This is a genomic window from Pseudomonas sp. App30, from assembly GCF_047947025.1.
Taxonomy (GTDB): domain Bacteria; phylum Pseudomonadota; class Gammaproteobacteria; order Pseudomonadales; family Pseudomonadaceae; genus Aquipseudomonas.
The window spans coordinates 3,407,061-3,424,282 of record NZ_CP133165.1 but is presented as its reverse complement, the minus strand read 5'-3'; the positions used below and the strand labels follow the sequence as shown (position 1 = coordinate 3,424,282).

At 65.4% G+C, this 17,222-nt stretch carries 21 protein-coding genes; 14 read left to right on the top strand and 7 right to left on the bottom strand.

Annotated features, from left to right (window positions below):
- Window positions 1-85: 85 nt before the first annotated feature.
- Complete coding sequence (rpiA, locus tag RAM80_RS16005; protein ID WP_416421471.1) at window positions 86-754, bottom strand: ribose-5-phosphate isomerase RpiA; 669 nt, start codon at window positions 752-754, stop codon at window positions 86-88.
- 123 nt (window positions 755-877) lie between these two features.
- On the opposite strand from rpiA, the gene ilvA reads away from it, so the two are divergent.
- Window positions 878-2,392 (top strand): threonine ammonia-lyase, biosynthetic, encoded by a 1,515-nt coding sequence (gene ilvA, locus RAM80_RS16000; RefSeq protein WP_416421470.1) that lies wholly within the window; start codon window positions 878-880, stop codon window positions 2,390-2,392.
- Window positions 2,393-2,435: 43 nt separating this feature from the next.
- Entirely contained in the window at window positions 2,436-2,885 is a 450-nt protein-coding gene (locus RAM80_RS15995; RefSeq protein WP_416421469.1) for a DUF2269 family protein, read from the top strand.
- A 69-nt stretch (window positions 2,886-2,954) separates the two neighbouring features.
- On the opposite strand, the gene RAM80_RS15990 is transcribed toward RAM80_RS15995, so the two are convergent.
- Window positions 2,955-3,611: an HAD family hydrolase gene (locus RAM80_RS15990; RefSeq protein ID WP_416421468.1), complete on the bottom strand. Its 657-nt coding sequence runs from the start codon at window positions 3,609-3,611 to the stop codon at window positions 2,955-2,957.
- A gap of 141 nt (window positions 3,612-3,752) precedes the next feature.
- On the opposite strand from RAM80_RS15990, the gene RAM80_RS15985 reads away from it, so the two are divergent.
- Together RAM80_RS15985 and ptsP are read left to right on the top strand one after the other, a co-directional pair.
- Window positions 3,753-4,232 (top strand): RNA pyrophosphohydrolase, encoded by a 480-nt coding sequence (locus RAM80_RS15985; protein WP_008364786.1) that lies wholly within the window; start codon window positions 3,753-3,755, stop codon window positions 4,230-4,232.
- Window positions 4,233-4,254: 22 nt separating this feature from the next.
- Window positions 4,255-6,534 carry a phosphoenolpyruvate--protein phosphotransferase gene (ptsP, locus tag RAM80_RS15980; protein WP_416421467.1) on the top strand — a complete coding sequence of 760 codons (2,280 nt, stop codon included), beginning with the start codon at window positions 4,255-4,257 and terminating at the stop codon, window positions 6,532-6,534.
- 123 nt (window positions 6,535-6,657) lie between these two features.
- Here ptsP and RAM80_RS15975 read toward each other — a convergent pair whose 3' ends face one another.
- Window positions 6,658-7,404, bottom strand: a complete 747-nt coding sequence (locus tag RAM80_RS15975) for an NRDE family protein (protein WP_416421466.1) — start codon at window positions 7,402-7,404, stop codon at window positions 6,658-6,660.
- 217 nt (window positions 7,405-7,621) lie between these two features.
- Between RAM80_RS15975 and lgt the strand changes: the two genes are divergently transcribed.
- Together lgt and RAM80_RS15965 are read left to right on the top strand one after the other, a co-directional pair.
- Window positions 7,622-8,434 (top strand): prolipoprotein diacylglyceryl transferase, encoded by an 813-nt coding sequence (gene lgt, locus RAM80_RS15970; protein ID WP_416421465.1) that lies wholly within the window; start codon window positions 7,622-7,624, stop codon window positions 8,432-8,434.
- A 79-nt stretch (window positions 8,435-8,513) separates the two neighbouring features.
- Window positions 8,514-9,347 carry a thymidylate synthase gene (locus RAM80_RS15965; protein ID WP_416421464.1) on the top strand — a complete coding sequence of 278 codons (834 nt, stop codon included), beginning with the start codon at window positions 8,514-8,516 and terminating at the stop codon, window positions 9,345-9,347.
- 83 nt (window positions 9,348-9,430) lie between these two features.
- Here RAM80_RS15965 and RAM80_RS15960 read toward each other — a convergent pair whose 3' ends face one another.
- Window positions 9,431-9,916, bottom strand: a complete 486-nt coding sequence (locus tag RAM80_RS15960; protein ID WP_416421463.1) for an Lrp/AsnC family transcriptional regulator — start codon at window positions 9,914-9,916, stop codon at window positions 9,431-9,433.
- A gap of 128 nt (window positions 9,917-10,044) precedes the next feature.
- Here RAM80_RS15960 and RAM80_RS15955 point away from each other — a divergent pair, with 128 nt between their 5' ends.
- Window positions 10,045-10,668, top strand: a complete 624-nt coding sequence (locus RAM80_RS15955; RefSeq protein WP_416421462.1) for a LysE family translocator — start codon at window positions 10,045-10,047, stop codon at window positions 10,666-10,668.
- Between the two features lie 102 nt (window positions 10,669-10,770).
- Window positions 10,771-11,202, top strand: a complete 432-nt coding sequence (locus RAM80_RS15950; RefSeq protein WP_416421461.1) for a response regulator — start codon at window positions 10,771-10,773, stop codon at window positions 11,200-11,202.
- Here RAM80_RS15950 and RAM80_RS15945 read toward each other — a convergent pair.
- The 3 genes from RAM80_RS15945 to flgA form a co-directional block, all read right to left on the bottom strand.
- A complete protein-coding gene (locus RAM80_RS15945; protein WP_416421460.1) occupies window positions 11,188-11,676 on the bottom strand; it encodes a flagella synthesis protein FlgN in 489 nt (162 codons plus the stop codon). The genes RAM80_RS15950 and RAM80_RS15945 overlap by 15 nt on opposite strands.
- Window positions 11,657-11,947: a flagellar biosynthesis anti-sigma factor FlgM gene (gene flgM / locus RAM80_RS15940; protein ID WP_416421459.1), complete on the bottom strand. Its 291-nt coding sequence runs from the start codon at window positions 11,945-11,947 to the stop codon at window positions 11,657-11,659. Before flgM ends, RAM80_RS15945 begins: the two co-directional genes overlap by 20 nt.
- Window positions 11,948-12,033: 86 nt before the next feature.
- A complete protein-coding gene (gene flgA / locus RAM80_RS15935) occupies window positions 12,034-12,732 on the bottom strand; it encodes a flagellar basal body P-ring formation chaperone FlgA (protein ID WP_416421458.1) in 699 nt (232 codons plus the stop codon).
- Between the two features lie 162 nt (window positions 12,733-12,894).
- Here flgA and flgB point away from each other — a divergent pair, with 162 nt between their 5' ends.
- From flgB to flgG, 6 genes are all read left to right on the top strand, one after another.
- Window positions 12,895-13,308, top strand: a complete 414-nt coding sequence (gene flgB, locus RAM80_RS15930) for a flagellar basal body rod protein FlgB (RefSeq protein WP_416421457.1) — start codon at window positions 12,895-12,897, stop codon at window positions 13,306-13,308.
- A 14-nt stretch (window positions 13,309-13,322) separates the two neighbouring features.
- Entirely contained in the window at window positions 13,323-13,721 is a 399-nt protein-coding gene (flgC, locus tag RAM80_RS15925; protein WP_416421456.1) for a flagellar basal body rod protein FlgC, read from the top strand.
- A 3-nt stretch (window positions 13,722-13,724) separates the two neighbouring features.
- Entirely contained in the window at window positions 13,725-14,408 is a 684-nt protein-coding gene (locus RAM80_RS15920; RefSeq protein ID WP_416421455.1) for a flagellar hook assembly protein FlgD, read from the top strand.
- A gap of 83 nt (window positions 14,409-14,491) precedes the next feature.
- Window positions 14,492-15,661, top strand: a complete 1,170-nt coding sequence (gene flgE / locus RAM80_RS15915; RefSeq protein ID WP_416421454.1) for a flagellar hook protein FlgE — start codon at window positions 14,492-14,494, stop codon at window positions 15,659-15,661.
- A gap of 2 nt (window positions 15,662-15,663) precedes the next feature.
- Entirely contained in the window at window positions 15,664-16,419 is a 756-nt protein-coding gene (locus RAM80_RS15910) for a flagellar basal body rod protein FlgF (RefSeq protein ID WP_416421453.1), read from the top strand.
- An 18-nt stretch (window positions 16,420-16,437) separates the two neighbouring features.
- Entirely contained in the window at window positions 16,438-17,220 is a 783-nt protein-coding gene (flgG, locus tag RAM80_RS15905) for a flagellar basal-body rod protein FlgG (protein ID WP_416421452.1), read from the top strand.
- Window positions 17,221-17,222 lie beyond the last annotated feature (2 nt).

Here is a 17,222-nt window from a genome sequence, read left to right as displayed (position 1 = left end):
CTGGCCCTCAGCCACGCTGGAGATCTCCAGTGTTCATCAGGGCCAGCGCAGCCTGCGGCAGCGGCTACGTTTTGTGCGGTACCCGTCAGCGCAGGCTCTTCACGCCTTCCGAAGTCCCCAGCAACAGCAGGTCAGCCGGGCGCGCCGCGAACAGGCCGTTGGTCACCACGCCAACGATGGCGTTGATCTGCGCTTCCAGCGCCACCGGGTCGGTGATCTGCATGTTGTGCACGTCGAGGATGATGTTGCCGTTGTCAGTGATCACGCCTTCACGGTACACCGGGTCGCCGCCCAGTTTCACCAGCTCGCGGGCCACGTGGCTGCGGGCCATGGGGATGACCTCGACCGGCAGCGGGAAGGCGCCCAGCACCGGTACCAGCTTGCTGGCGTCGGCGATGCAGATGAAGGTCTTGGCCACGGCCGCGACGATTTTCTCGCGAGTCAGGGCCGCGCCGCCGCCCTTGATCAGGTTCAGCTTCTCGTCGCTCTCGTCGGCGCCGTCCACGTAGAACTCCAGGTCGCTGACCGTGTTCAGTTCATACACCGGGATACCGTGGCCCTTCAGGCGCGCGGCAGTGGCTTCGGAGCTGGCAACGGCGCCGTCGAAGGCACCCTTGTGCTGGGCCAGGGCGTCGATGAAGCAGTTGGCGGTCGAGCCGGTGCCGACGCCGACGATGCTCTTGTCGTCCAGCTTGGGCAGAATGAAGTCGACAGCAGCCTGGGCGACGGCCTGTTTGAGTTGGTCCTGGGTCATGCGGGCTCCGGAGCGGGCATAAAAGGCGGGGGGAAGGGCGGCATTATACCCCTTTGCTGTGGTCCTTGGCTGGAACGCTGGGGTAGACTCGCAGGTCTTGCTCAACCGCCAGTGATGCTTCCGATGCTCGAACAGTACGTTAAGAAGATCCTCACCTCGCGCGTCTATGACGTTGCCGTGGAAACTCCCCTGCAGGCCGCCGGCCAGCTGTCCAAACGCCTTGGCAACCATATTCTGCTCAAGCGCGAAGACCTGCAGCCGGTGTTTTCCTTCAAGATCCGCGGCGCCTACAACAAGCTGGCGCAGTTGAGCGACGAAGAACGTGCCCGTGGCGTGGTCACCGCCTCGGCGGGCAACCATGCCCAGGGCCTGGCCCTGGCCGCACGGGAAATGGGCGTGAAGGCCACCATCGTGATGCCCAAGACCACCCCCGAAATCAAGGTCGAGGGCGTGCGCTCGCGCGGCGGCAAGGTCGTGCTGCACGGCGATTCGTTCCCCGAGGCGCTGGCCTATTCGCTGAAGCTGGTGGACGAGAAGGGCTACGTCTACATCCACCCCTACGACGACCCGCACACCATTGCCGGCCAGGGCACCGTGGCCATGGAGATCCTGCGCCAGCACCCTGGCCAGCTCGACGCCATCTTCGTGCCGGTGGGCGGCGGCGGCCTGATCGCCGGCATCGCCGCGTACGTGAAATACCTGCGCCCGGAAATCAAGATCATCGGTGTCGAACCCGATGACTCCAACTGCCTGCAGGCGGCCATGGCTGCCGGCGAGCGCGTGGTGCTGCCAACCGTGGGCATCTTCGCCGACGGCGTGGCGGTGGCCCAGATCGGCCAGCACACCTTCGACATCTGCAAGGATTACGTCGACGAAGTGATCACCGTCAGCACCGACGAAATCTGCGCGGCAATCAAGGATATCTACGACGATACCCGCTCGATCACCGAGCCAGCAGGCGCCCTGGGCGTGGCTGGCATCAAGAAATACGTGGAACTGCGCGGCGTCAGCGGCCAGACCCTGGTGGCCATCGATTCGGGCGCCAACGTCAACTTCGACCGCCTGCGCCACGTGGCCGAGCGCGCCGAGCTGGGCGAAGGCCGCGAAGCCGTCATCGCCGTGACCATCCCCGAGCAGCCGGGCAGCTTCAAGGCCTTCTGCGAGGCCATCGGCAAGCGCCAGATCACCGAATTCAACTACCGCTACAACACCGGGCGCGAGGCGCACATCTTCGTTGGCGTGCAGACCCACCCGGACACCGACCCGCGCGCGGCCCTGGTGGCCAGCCTGAGCGAGCAGGGCTTCCCGGTGCTGGACCTGACCGACAACGAACTGGCCAAGCTGCACATCCGCCACATGGTCGGCGGCCACGCCGTGCAGGTCAGCGACGAGATGGTGCTGCGCTTCGAGTTCCCGGAGCGTCCGGGCGCGTTGTTCAACTTCCTCAACAAGCTGGGCGGGCGCTGGAACATCTCGATGTTCCACTACCGCAACCACGGCGCCGCCGATGGCCGCGTGGTAGCAGGCCTGCAGGTGCCGGCCGAGCAGCGTGGGGAAGTGGCTGCCGCGTTGACCGAGATCGGCTATCCGTTCTGGGACGAGACCGACAACCCGGCCTACCGCCTGTTCCTGGGCTGACTGCTAGGCTGTAGAGCATCGACACCCGCACAGGAGCTGCCCCATGGAAACCCTGAGCCTGCTGAAAATGCTCCACGGCATCGCCACCGCGCTGCTGTTGGGCAGCGTGGCCGCGGTGCTGTTCCAGACCTGGCGCGGCTGGCGCGGCGGCGACAAGTCGGCGTTCGCCAGGACCCTGCAACGGCCGTGGCTGTACGCCTGGATTCTGATGGGCGTCAGCGTCGCGAGCTTTCCCTTCACCGGCTGGTGGATGATGCACACCGTGGGCTGGCCGCTGGGCCAGGCCTGGCTGCTGGGCGCCTCGGTGCTGTACGTGGTGGGGGTGGCGGGGTTCCTGCTGCTGGTGCGCCGCACCATTCGCTGGCGGCAGGCGGCCGTGGCCTACAACCAGGTGCAGGTGGTGAAGCAGCGCAAGTTCAGCGTGGTGTTCGCGGCGGTGTCGCTGGTGGTGCTGGTGGCGATCCTGGCGTTGATGCTGGCTAAGCCGGTGTAGGCTGGACGCGGCCTTCGGCCGCTGCTACGGGCCCGTAGCAGCGGCCACAGGCCGCGTCATGGGCCCACATCAATCGCGAAGAGACATCACCTTCCACCCGCGCCGCTGGGCTTCGGCCAGCAGGTTCGGGTCGGCGTCCACCACCACCGGGTGGGTCACCTTCTCCAGCAACGGCAGGTCGTTCATGGAATCGCTATAGAAGTAGCTGCCTTCCAGGTCGAAGCCGTTCTCTTCCAACCAGCGGTTCAGGCGCGTCACCTTGCCTTCACGGAAGCACGGCACATCGGTGCTGCGGCCGGTGTAGCGGCCGTCGACCATCTCGCATTCGGTGGCCAGTAGCGTGTCCACGCCCAGGCGCTCGGCAATCGGGCCGGTGACGAAGCGGTTGGTGGCGGTGATGATCAGCAGCTTGTCGCCGGCGTCACGGTGCTGCTGCAGCAGCGCCAGGGCCTTGGGCAGGATGATCGGTTCCACGCAGTCGCGCATGAAGTCGGCGTGCCATTCGGCCAGCTGGGCCATCTCGGTGGTCGCCAGAATCTCCAGGCTGAAGTTCAGGTAGTCGGTCAGGTTCAGCTTGCCGGCCAGGTAGTCCTGGTAGAACGCGTCGTTGCGGTTCTTGTATTCCACCGGGTCGAGGATGCCGCGCTCGCACAGGTAGTCGCCCCAGGCGTGATCGCTGTCGCCACCAAGCAGGGTGTTGTCGAGGTCGAATAAAGCCAGGCGCATGGAAGTTACTCGTCTGAAAACAGGAAAAGGCCCACAGAATACGGACTTTTCACAACAGTGCACATAAGGTATGCGGGTGCGTTGCTGCCTTGACGATCTTTGTGGAACAATGCCAAGACATGCGTTTGCGAGGTTGCTGCCGTGATCGACCCCGATGGTTTCCGTCCCAATGTCGGCATTATTCTGACCAATGATGCCGGACAGGTGCTGTGGGCTCGTCGTATCAATCAGGATGCCTGGCAGTTTCCACAGGGAGGTATCAACCCTCAGGAGACGCCGGAAGAGGCCTTGTACCGCGAGCTGAATGAAGAAGTGGGGCTGGAGCGACAAGATGTTGAAATTCTTGCCTGCACCCGCGGCTGGTTGCGTTATCGTTTACCTCAACGCCTGGTGCGTACCCACAGCCAACCGCTGTGTATCGGCCAGAAGCAGAAGTGGTTCCTCTTGCGGCTGGTCTCCAACGAACAGCGCGTGAGGATGGATTTGACCGGTAAACCGGAATTCGATGGCTGGCGCTGGGTCAGTTATTGGTACCCGCTTGGCCAGGTGGTGACATTCAAGCGCGAGGTGTATCGCCGCGCTCTCAAAGAGCTTGCCCCGCGCCTGCTGGCGCGCGACTGACGACGGAGTTCGACCCCGAGCCATGCTCAATACGCTGCGCAAGATCGTCCAGGAAGTCAACTCCGCCAAGGATCTCAAGACGGCGTTGGGGATCATTGTGCTGCGCGTCAAAGAGGCCATGGGCAGCCAGGTCTGTTCGGTCTACCTGCTGGACCCGGAAACCAACCGTTTCGTGCTGATGGCCACCGAGGGCTTGAACAAGCGCTCCATCGGCAAGGTCAGCATGGCCCCCAACGAAGGCCTGGTGGGCCTGGTGGGCACGCGCGAAGAACCGCTGAACCTGGAAAACGCCGCCGACCACCCCCGTTATCGCTACTTCGCCGAGACCGGCGAGGAACGCTTCGCCTCCTTCTTGGGCGCACCGATCATTCACCACCGCCGCGTGGTGGGGGTACTGGTTATCCAGCAAAAGGAGCGGCGTCAGTTCGACGAGGGCGAAGAAGCCTTCCTGGTCACCATGAGCGCGCAATTGGCCGGCGTCATTGCCCACGCTGAGGCCACCGGCTCGATCCGGGGCCTGGGGCGCCAGGGCAAGGGCATCCAGGAGGCCAAGTTCGTTGGCGTGCCGGGTTCGCCCGGCGCCGCCGTGGGTACCGCGGTGGTCATGCTGCCGCCCGCCGACCTCGACGTGGTGCCCGACAAGACCGTCACCGACATCAAGGCCGAACTGGAACTGTTCCAGACCGCGCTGGAAGGCGTTCGCAACGACATGCGCACCCTTTCGGCGAAGTTGGCCACGCAATTGCGCCCCGAAGAGCGCGCGCTGTTCGACGTCTACCTGATGATGCTCGACGACGCCTCGCTGGGCAGCGAGGTGACCAACGTCATCAAGACCGGCCAGTGGGCCCAGGGCGCCCTGCGCCAGGTGGTCACCGAGCACGTCAACCGTTTCGAACTGATGGACGACGCCTACCTGCGCGAGCGCGCCTCGGACGTCAAGGACCTGGGCCGCCGCCTGCTGGCCTACCTGCAGGAAGCCCGGCAACAAACCCTGGTTTACCCCGACAATACCATCCTGATCAGCGAAGAACTCTCGCCGGCCATGCTTGGCGAGGTGCCGGAAGGCAAGCTCGTGGGCCTGATTTCGGTGCTTGGCTCGGGCAACTCCCACGTCGCCATCCTGGCCCGGGCCATGGGCATCCCGACGGTGATGGGCCTGGTGGACCTGCCGTACTCGAAGGTCGACGGCATCCAGATGATCGTCGACGGCTACAAGGGCGAGGTCTACACCAACCCCAGCGAGGTGCTGGCCAAGCAGTTCGCCGAAGTGGTCGAGGAAGAACGCCAGCTGGCCCAGGGCCTCGACGCCCTGCGCGAATTGCCGTGCGTGACCCTGGACGGCCACCGCATGCCGCTGTGGGTGAACACCGGCCTGCTCGCCGACGTGGCCCGTGCCCAGCAGCGCGGCGCCGAGGGCGTGGGCCTGTACCGCACCGAAGTGCCGTTCATGATCAACCAGCGCTTCCCCAGCGAGAAGGAACAGCTGGCCATCTACCGTGAGCAGCTGGCGGCCTTCCACCCGCTGCCGGTGACCATGCGCAGCCTGGACATCGGCGGTGACAAGGCGCTGTCCTACTTCCCCATCAAGGAAGACAACCCGTTCCTGGGCTGGCGCGGCATTCGCGTTACCCTCGACCACCCGGAAATCTTCCTGGTGCAGACCCGCGCCATGCTCAAGGCCAGCGAGGGCCTGAACAACCTGCGCATCCTGCTGCCGATGATCTCCGGCACCCACGAGACCGAAGAAGCCCTGCACCTGATCCACCGGGCCTGGGGCGAGGTGCGCGACGAAGGCACCGACGTGCCGATGCCGCCCGTGGGCGTGATGATCGAGATTCCGGCGGCGGTGTACCTGACCCGTGAATTGGCGCGCCAGGTGGACTTCCTGTCGGTGGGCTCCAACGACCTGACCCAGTACCTGCTGGCCGTGGACCGCAACAACCCGCGGGTGGCCGACCTCTACGACTACCTGCACCCGGCGGTGCTACAGGCCCTGCAACACGTGGTCACCGAGGCTCATGCCGAAGGCAAGCCGGTGAGCATCTGCGGCGAGATGGCCGGCGACCCGGCGGCCGCGGTGCTGCTGATGGCCATGGGCTTCGACAGCCTGTCGATGAACGCCACCAACCTGCCGAAGGTGAAGTGGATGCTGCGCCAGATCAGCCTGGGCAAGGCCAAGGAACTGCTGGCGCAACTGATGAAGATCGACAACCCGCAGGTTATCCACAGCTCGCTGCAGTTGGCGCTGAAGAACCTGGGCCTGGCGCGGATGATTAATCCGGCTGCGCCGAAGACCCTGTAGGCCCTGACGCCGCCCAACCCCCGTAGCCGCTGCCGATAGGCTGCGCTGGCCCTTGGATACCCTGAAGATCTTCAGCGTGGACGAGGGCCAGCGCAGCCTTCGGCAGCGGCTACGCAGTGTGCACTACAGGCTCAGGTCCACCTCCCCCAACGCCCCGCCATACGGCCCGAAGCTGCGCTCCACGATGCGCCGCGAACCCTCGGCGCGCACGATCAGCGCCGTGCTCGCCCGGGTGCCGTAGTTCTCGCTGGCGATGAACACGCTCGACAGCAACGACTCGGTCGCCAGGCCCACGCCGGTGTCGGGCAGGGCGCCATCGGCAGCGCGCTCCGGGTCCCGCAGCAGGGCCAGCAGCCCTTCAGGCCGGGGATCATCCACTTGCGCCGCCAACGCCGCCTTCGCCTTCAGCAGTTTCGGCCATGGCGTGTCCAGCCCGGCGTTGGACAGCCCGTACACGCCGCTGGCCAGCTCCCGGGGCAGGCGTTCACGCTGGTTGAAATAGCACAGCCGCCCGGCCGCCCCCAGCAGCAGGTTGAACCCCGAATACTCGCCGGCACGGCTGCCGATGTCGTCCAGGTATTGATCAATCGACACCTGGCTGGTCAGAAAACGCGCAACCAGGTCGCCGCGCGAGCGCCGGCCCAGGGGCTGGCCGGGGTCGCGAATGTTGGTCAGGGCGGCAAAGCGCCCGTTCGGCCCCAGCCCCAGCCAGGTGCCGCCGGCTTCCAGGTCGCGGCCGGCGTGCACGCCCTCGGCGTCCTGCCAGTGGCCCAGCGGCAGGCTGGGGCGGGCGTAGAATTCGTCGCGGTTGGCGGCCAGCACCAGCGGCACGGGGTGCCCGGGGCGCCAGGCGAATACGATCAGACACATTAGGTCAGCCTTGTGTTTTGTTTCACTGTACCCGCACTCCGTCCCTGCACAGTAGAGGCGACGGGTCCTATCCGTTACCATGCGCTCCAGTTTTCACTGACACAAGTTTCATGGCAACGGGCTGTCGGGCCGGGCATAGTCTCGGGTTTTCCCGCCCCTCGTGGCCATCCGGGAACGCAGGGGTGATCCCGCCGCCTGTCCACGTCAAGGAGTCGCAATGCTGCCTTACCCGCAGATCAATCCGGTGGCGGTCGCCATCGGACCGCTTCAAATCCACTGGTACGGCCTGATGTACCTGATCGGCATCGGCAGCGCCTGGCTGCTGGCCTCCAGCCGCCTGAACCGCTTCGACCCCACCTGGACCAAGGAGAAACTCTCCGACCTGGTGTTCTGGTGCGCCATGGGCGTGATCGTCGGCGGGCGCCTGGGCTACGTGCTGTTCTACGACCTGAAGGTGTACATCGACAACCCCACGCTGATCTTCGAGGTGTGGAAGGGCGGCATGGCGTTCCACGGCGGCCTGATCGGCGTGATGCTGGCCACCTGGTGGTTCGGGCGCAAGAACGGCAAGTCGTTCTTCGAACTGATGGACTTCATTGCCCCGCTGGTACCGATCGGCCTGGGCGCCGGGCGCATCGGCAACTTCATCAACGGCGAACTGTGGGGCAAGCCCACCGACGTGCCGTGGGCGATGATCTTCCCGCCGCTGAGCGACCCGGCCCAGCTGCCACGCCATCCGTCGCAGCTGTACCAGTTTGCCCTTGAAGGCGTGGCGCTGTTCATTATCCTGTGGCTGTTCTCGCGCAAGCCGCGCCCCACCATGGCGGTGTCGGGCATGTTCGCGCTGTTCTACGGCATCTTCCGTTTCATCGTCGAGTTCGTCCGCGTGCCCGACGCGCAACTGGGCTACCTGGCGTTCGGCTGGGTCACCATGGGCCAGATCCTCTGCATCCCGATGATCCTCGGTGGGCTAGGGTTGATCTGGTGGGCCTACAACCGGCCCACCGCGCCGAAAAACGCCGCGGTATGATGGACGGGCGGGGCGAAAGCCCCGCCTTTTTCTTTTTCTGCAAACGGTCGCTGCTGCTGGCGACCGACTTGAGGCCTCAATGAAAGCGTACCTGGATCTCCTGACCGATGTGATCACCAACGGCGTGACCAAGGGTGATCGGACCGGCACCGGCACCAAGGCCGTCTTCGCGCGCCAGTTCCGTCACAACCTGGCCGATGGCTTCCCGCTGCTGACCACCAAGAAGCTGCACTTCAAGAGCATCGCCAACGAGCTGATCTGGATGCTCAGCGGCAACACCAACGTGAAGTGGCTGAACGAAAACGGCGTCACCATCTGGGACGAGTGGGCCACCGAGAGCGGTGACCTGGGCCCGGTGTACGGCGAGCAGTGGACCGCCTGGCCGACCAAGGATGGCAAGACCATCAACCAGATCGACTACATGGTCGACACCCTGAAGAACAACCCCAACAGCCGTCGCATCCTGTTCCACGGCTGGAACGTTGAATACCTGCCCGACGAGGCCAAGAGCCCGCAGCAGAACGCCGCCGAAGGCCGCCAGGCGCTGCCGCCGTGCCACCTGCTGTACCAGGCCTTCGTCAACGAAGGGCACCTGTCGATGCAGCTGTACATCCGCAGCTCCGACGTGTTCCTGGGCCTGCCGTACAACACCGCGGCCCTGGCTTTGCTGACCCACATGCTGGCGCAGCAGTGCGACCTGATCCCCCATGAGATCATCGTCACCACCGGCGACACCCACGCCTACGCCAACCACATGGAACAGATCCAGACCCAGCTGGCCCGCGAGCCGCGCAAGCTGCCGACGCTGAACATCAAGCGCAAGCCGGCGTCGATCTACGACTACAAGTTCGAAGACTTCGAGATCGTCGGCTACGACCCGCACCCGGGCATCAAGGCCCCGGTCGCCATCTGACCTATGTGGGAGCTGGCTTGCCAGCGAGCTTTTGAGGACCTAAAAGCTCGCTGGCAAGCCAGCTCCCACAAAGACAGCTACGGCTACGCGGTTGCGGGGCGCTTCACCGGGAACGCCACGAACGGCTTGATCTCCTTGAGCACGAACATGCTCTGCATCTCCTTGATGCCCGGCAGGCGCCGCACCACCGACATGGCGAAGTCGGCGAACTGGTCCAGGTCGCGGGCCACCACCTGCAGCAGGAAATCGGCATCGCCGCCGATGCTGTAGCAGGCCACCACATCCTCCAGCTGCATCACCTCCTGCTCGAACTTCCTGGCCTCGGCTTCGCTGTGGCTGTCGATGCTCACCCGGATGAACACCATCACCCCCAGGCCGATCTTGCGCCGGTCCAGCACCGCCCGGTAGCCGAGGATGAAGCGGTGCTCTTCCAGGTGCCGCACGCGCCGCCAGCATGGCGAGGCGGACACGCCCAGCGCATCGGCCAGGGTCTGGTTGGTCATGCGGCCGTCCTGCTGCAGGGCGGTCAGCAGCTTCACGTCCAGGGCGCTTAACGTCTGGTTGGTCATAAATTCCTGCTCAATCCATCTGGCGGGTAACATCTGCCCAAAATAGCCGGTTTCTGGGCAAACACAGGAATAATTTTCCAGCCGCCACGCGCTAGCATTTTTCCCACCCAGCCAAGGAGGAATGCCCCATGCTCGACCTGTCCCAAGTACTCACCTACAGCGCCGCCCTGGGTGTGGCCGCCGCCATCCCCGGCCCCGGCATGGCCGCGCTGGTGGCGCGCAGCGTCAGCGGCGGCGCGCTGTCGGGCTTCTGCCTGCTGGGCGGGCTGATTCTCGGCGACCTGACCTACCTGTCGCTGGCCGTGTTTGGCCTGGCGATGATCGCCGAACACTTCCACGCCCTGTTCCAGCTGGTGCGCTGGGGCGTGGCGCTGTACCTGGCCTACCTGGCCTGGCAGTTCTGGCGCGCCCAGCACCAGGCCATCGAGACGGGCAGGGCGGTGCCGCGCAAGGAACTGCTGTCGGCGGCCCTGTCCGGGTTGACCATCACCCTGGGCAACCCCAAGACCATCGCCTTCTACCTGGCCTTGCTGCCGCTGGTGATCAATCTGGAGGCGGTGTCATTGCAGGCTTGGGCCTTCATGCTGGTGCCGCTGACCATCGCCGTGCTGCTGGCCGTGGGTGCGCTGTTCGTGTTCGGCGCCGTGCGCATCCGCCACCTGCTGTCGAGCCTGCGCGCCCAGCAGCGCCTGTTTCGCGGCGCGGCCCTGATCATGGCCGCCGCTGCCGCCGCCATGCTGGTGCGCGGGTAGAGGCGCGAACTGATGGGTTTTTGGCCCCGTGTTCTTTCGATGGCTGGCGCCAACCCGCTATTAACCTCCGTGCGCAAGCCATCCATGCATACGGGGTTTGCCGTGACTGATCGAGAGCTGCTAGAGAATTCCAGGCTACGGATTCTGCTGATAGAACCGCACGCCTTCCAACTGTTCGACACCCAGACCCTGCTCTACGACCTGGGCTGCCACTACCTGACCCCGGTCATGAGCCAGGACGAACTGGCGCGGGTGCTGCGCAGCAGCCGCGAGCACTTCGACGTGGCGATCTGCAGCGTGGGGACCTTCGACATGAGCGACCTGGAGCTGGCGGAACTGGTGTACGCCGACCGCAAGGTCAGGCACCTGATTCTGCTGTCCGACGGCCAGGTGCCGGCGCCGGCGCTGCTGGCCAGCCTGGTGCGGCGCCCGGCCCAGCCACTGCTGGGCATCGTGCAGAAACCGCTGCGGGCCACCACCATGCGCGCGCTGTTCGACCGCGTGCTGGCGGCCGGCAGTTCATGCCCGGCCTGAGTGCCCGGCGTGGCGACCGTCGGGGCCGTACAGGGTGCGGCCGGTGGCCTCGTTGAGGTAGTTGAGGATGCGCTGGTTCTGCTGCTGGCGCACCCGCAGCATGTCGCCGTTGAACTGGTTGAGGTGCTGCGCGCGGGCGGCCAGGTCCTGCAGGCGCGTCCAGGCGGGCAGGCAGCCCTGGTCCCGGGCCAGCTGCATGGCGCCGTGGTGGTCGGGCGCATGGCCCAGCGAGCGCTGGGCGCGGCGGCGGGTGGTTTCCAGCTGCTCCAGGTCTTCTAGGATCGTCTGCTTGGCGATGCTCAGCTCGGTCAGCCGCTCGCCATCGATCTTCGGCCCGGCCAGCGCCAGGCGTTCCTGTTCCAGCAACGTCAGCAGGCGCTGCGCGGCCACCTGCTGGCGTTGCAGGTGGCGCGCCAGGCCCCTGGCGATGTCTTGTCCGGCCGGCGGCCGTTTTTCACTCGGGTGCTTGCCCATTCATTTCCATCACACTTTCGGCCATGCCATCGAAGATCCGCGACGAGTCGATCTGCAGCGAACCATCGCTGATCGACTGGCGAATCTCGTTCACCCGATTCATGTCGATATCGGCAGTGGACGCGTCCGAGCCGTAGAGGCTTTCGTTTAATTCCAGCGTGTTGCTGACCGCCGGATCCGTGTCACTGGCCTCACTTTTCTGCAGCCGATTGTTGGCCGAGAGGTCGGTATTGGGCAGTGTGTTGCTGAGCGCAGTGCTGATTATTTTCACGGTCGAATTTTCATAGTGTCCCTTTTGCCCACTATCGGCATTGGGTGATTGAACTTGAACGCCTGTGTTTCAAATATGTGGCACGTTCAATCGCGTACCAGCAGTTGATCAGGCCCGGTCACTTTGCCGCGCAGCAGCTTGCCGCGCTCGGCCACCACGCGCACCTCGTCGCCCAGGTAACCGTTATCCAGGGCCTTGCCCTGGCGGCTCAAGGTGAAGCCGGCGCCGCGAAACTGCATGGCCACCGGATGGTTCTGCTCCACCAGCCAGGTCTTGCGCAGCGCCGTGGTGATCAGCGGCGCCGAGGCCTTGAACGCGTGGCCCGCGCGTAGCCCCACCACCTCCTTGACGCTCAGCGCAGTGTTGGCCGGCAGCTTCTCCAGGGCGCCGGTCCTGAGGGCCAGCATGTCGGCTTCGATCACCTGGGTGGCCGCCAGGTTCTGCTGGCTGACCACGTAGGTCCCCATCACTGACACCTTTGCCTGCACGTAGTGCAACGCGCGCCCGCAGCGCACGCCCACCAGCACCCGGCCATAGCTGCGCTGCTCGGGGTGGGTGAGGAACGGGCGCGGGTCCTCGCAGGCCGCTGCCAGGTTGCTCAGCTCGATCTGCGGGTGGTTGGCGTGGGCCGGCAGGGCCGCGGTCAGCAGCTCGCGGATACGGGCCTGCTCCAGGGCCGGGTCGGCCACGGCCAGGGGGCTTTGCGGCAGCCACAGCAGCGCACTCAGGCAGGCGCTGGCAGTGGCGAGCCGGGCGCGCGCGGCGCGGGTAGGGCGAGTCGTCATGGGCGAATTCGTCGAGGGGTCGTGCAGGTGATTCTAGAGCGCGGCGCCGCGATGCAAGGTCGGAAGTGCTCGATAAATGCGTGTCTGTTTCGGCCTTTGGCTTGGCAACCTTGCGACTACTCTGCGCGCCTCACCCCCCAAACCGAGTCGGAGGCCGCCAGCATGATCGACAAGCTCGACAACGAGCTCAGCTTCCAGCAGGCCGCCTTGAGCCTGCGCGCCGAGCGTCAGCAAGTGCTGGCCAACAACATCGCCAACGCCGACACGCCGGGCTACCGCGCCCGCGATTTCGATTTTTCCAGCGAACTGGCCAGCGCCCTGGGGCAGGGCATGCCCAAGGCCAGCGGCATGAGCCTGGCGACCACCTCGGACCGGCACCTGGCGGCGACCTTCAGCGGCACCTCGTTGCACGAACTGCTCTATCGCGTACCCGACCAGCCCAGCCTGGACGGCAACACCGTGGACATGGACCGCGAACGCGCCCAGTTCAGTGACAACTCGGTGCACTACGAGGCCAGCCTGACGTTTCTGAACAGCCGGCTGCAAGCGCTCAAGACCGCCATGCAGTCCGAATAGAGCAGGTACCCACCATGTCGATTTTCAGCATCTTCGATATCGCCGGTTCCGCGCTGAGTGCCCAGTCCCAGCGCATGAACGTGACCGCCAGCAACCTGGCCAACGCCGACAGTGTCAGCGGCCCCGACGGCCAGCCGTACCGTGCCCGCCAGGCCGTGTTCGAGGCCCAGGCCGAGGGCCTGGGCGGCGTGCGCGTGAGCCAGGTGGTCGAGGACCAGTCGGCGTTCCGCAAGGAATACCGCCCCGGCGACCCCATGGCCGACGCCGACGGCTACGTCAGCATGCCCAACGTGGAGCCGGTGGGCGAGATGGTCAACATGATTTCCGCCTCGCGCTCCTACCAGGCCAACGTCGAGGTCATGAGCACGAGCAAGCAACTGATGCTTAAGACCCTGACCCTGGGAGAGTCCTGATCCATGACCAACACCATCAGCAGTTCCGTGCTGTCGTCGATGAACACCAGTTCGAGCAGCAGCACCACCAGCACCACCACGACCACGGCGGATGACCTGCAGGACCAGTTCCTCACCCTGCTGGTGACCGAGCTGCAGAACCAGGACCCCTCCGAGCCCATGGACAACACCGAGATGGTCTCGCAGCTGGCGCAGATCAACATGATCAGCGGCATCACCGACCTGGGTGACACGCTGGACAGCATCTCCGGCCAGATCGACACCAGCCAGGCCCTGCAAGCCTCGGCGCTGGTGGGCAAGGGCGTGCTGGTGGACGGCGACTCGATCACCGTGGACGGCGGCAGCGCCACCACCTACGGGGTCAACCTGGACGGCGACGCCGACACGGTCACCGCCACCATCACCGACAGCAGCGGCAACGTGGTCCGCACCATCAACGTCGGCGCCTTGAACGAAGGCACCCATTCGCTGACCTGGGATGGCCTGGAAGACGACGGCAGCACCGCGGCGGACGGCTCCTACACCGTGAGCATCACCGCCACCGACGGCGGCACCGCCGTGACCGCCACCGAGCTCAACTACGCGCTGGTCTCGGGCGTGAGCACCGACGACGACAGCGACGTGGTGCTGGAACTGGGCGCCAACACCGACAGCGCCAGCCTCAGCGACATCCGCCTGCTGCTGTAGCAGCGCAGCGCGACCTTTCACAGAAACGTGACCTTCGCGGCGTTTGCGGCTGCCCGGTCCTTATTGGCTTCAAGGAGCGAAACATGGGCTTTTCCCAAGCACTGAGCGGTTTGAGCGCGGCGTCCACCGACCTCAACGTGATCAGCAACAACATCTCCAACTCCGAAACCGTGGGCTTCAAGAGCTCCACCACCGAGTTCGCCGACGTCTACGCCGACGCCGAAGTGGGCCTGGGCACGTCCGTGTCTGGCGTGGTGCAGAATTTCGAGTCGGGCAGCCTCACCACCACCGACAACGACCTGGACCTGGCCATCAGCGGCGACGGTTTCTTCGTCTTCAACGACGGCAGCACCACCACCTACTCGCGCAACGGCCAGCTGACCCTGAGCTCGGACGGCTACCTGGAGAATGCCTCGGGCGCCAAGCTGGTGGGCGTCAACGGCGTGATCCAGATCCCGTCCAGCGGCCTGCAGGCCAGCGCCACCAGCGAACTGGATGCCACGCTGAACCTGGACTCCAGCTCGGACGCCATCACCAGCACCTTCGACTCGACCGACGCCACCACCTATTCGTACTCCACCAGCGCCACGGTGTACGACTCGCTGGGCAACAGCCACACCATGACGCTGTACTTCGCCAAGAGCGACGACACCAACACCTGGAACGTCTACAGCGCCATCGACGGCAACACCCTGACCGATGACGACGGCAATGCCCTGAGCCAGGAAGTGGCGTTCGACACCAGCGGCCTGCTGACCAGTGGCGCCACGTCGACCTACACCTATGACCCGGGCAACGGCGCGGCCGAGATGAGCATCGACCTCGACCTGACCGGCACCACCCAGTTCGGCAACGACTTCGAGCTGTCCAGCAGCTCCCAGGACGGCTACACCTCGGGCAGCCTGACCGGCTTCACCATCGATTCCAGCGGCAACGTGGTGGCCAGCTACTCCAACGACCAGACGCAGATCATCGACCAGATCGTGCTCGCCACCTTCAACAACGAGCAGGGCCTGAAGGCTGTCGGCGACAACAGCTGGACCGCCACCAGCGAGTCGGGCGTGGCCCTGCTGGGCACCGCCGGCACCGGCCAGCTGGGCTCGATCGAGAGCGGCGTGACCGAAGACTCCAACGTCGACCTGACCACCGAACTGGTGAACCTGATCATTGCCCAGCGCAACTTCCAGGCCAACTCGCAATCGGTGAAGACCCAGAGCGAAGTCCTCCAGCAAGCGGTCAGCCTCGGGTCGTAATCATGGATCGCATGCTTTTCACCGCCATGAGCGGCGCCAACCAGGCCCTCGACCAGCAAGCCGTGGTGGCCAACAACCTGGCCAACCTGTCCACCCCCGGCTTCCGCGCGCAACTGGCGCAGATGCAGGCCGTGCCGGTGCCCGGCGAAGGCCTGCCGACGCGGGTGTCGGTGGCCGCCACCGGCGTAGGCGTGGACTGGAACCAGGGCCCGGTGACCCGCACCGACCGCAACCTCGACGTGGCCCTGGATGCCAACGGCCTGCTGGCTGTGCAGACCAGCGACGGCAGCGAGGCCTACACCCGCCGCGGCGACCTGCAGGTGGACGGTGCCGGCAACCTGTCCCTGGGCGGCCGCCCGGTGATCGGCGATGGCGGCCCGCTCAGCGTGCCGCCGGGCAGTGAAGTCAGCATCGGCAGCGACGGCACCCTCACCGTGCGCGAGCAGGGCGGCGACGCCAAGGGCCTGGCCACGGTGGGCCGGCTGAAGATGGTATCGGCCCTGCCGGGCACCGTCGAGGCCGGCACCGATGGCCTGTTCCGTGCCCCGCCGGGCCCGGACGGCTCGGTGCAGCCGCTGCCCGCCGACGAAACCATGCGCCTGAGCCCCGGCAACCTGGAGGGCAGCAACATCAGCCCCACCAGCGCCATGGTGGCAATGATCGACAACTCCCGCCGCTACGAGATGCAGATGAAGGTCATCAGCAGCGCCGACGAAAACGCCAAGAGCGCCAACAGCCTGCTGTCCCTGCAGGGCTAATTGAACGAGGAATGATCGATGATCCGATCACTGTGGACGGCCAAGACCGGCCTGGAAGCCCAGCAGGCGCAAATGGACGTGATCGCCAACAACCTGGCCAACGTCAGCACCAACGGCTTCAAGAAGTCGCGGGCGGTGTTCGAGGACCTGCTGTACCAGAACATGCGCCAGCCCGGCGCCCAAAGCACCAGCCAGACCAAGCTGCCCTCGGGCCTGCAGGTGGGCACCGGGGTGCGCCAGGTGGCCACCGAGCGCCTGCACACCCAGGGCAACCTCACCGAGACCGACAACAGCAAGGACCTGGCCATCAACGGCAACGGCTTCTTTGAAGTCGACATGCCCGACGGCAGCACCGCCTACACCCGCGACGGCAGCTTCCAGCTCGACGCCAACGGCCAGATGGTGACGTCCAACGGCTACACCTTGACGGGCGGCATCACCATTCCCAGCACCGCCACCTCGGTGTCGGTGAGCAACGACGGCATCGTCTCGGTGGTGCAGTCCGGCTCCGCCACCTCCACCCAGGTGGGACAGTTGAACGTGGCGCTGTTCATCAACCCGGCCGGCCTGGAAAGCATCGGCCAGAACCTGTACCTGGAGACCGACGCCTCGGGCGCGCCCACCGAGACCACGCCGGGCCTCAACGGCGCCGGCACGCTGTCGGAAGGCTACGTCGAGACCTCCAACGTCAACGTCGTGGAAGAAATGGTCAGCATGATCCAGGTGCAGCGCGCCTACGAGATCAACAGCAAGGCGGTGGATGCGTCCAACGAGATGCTGCAACGCCTGACGCAGCTATGAGG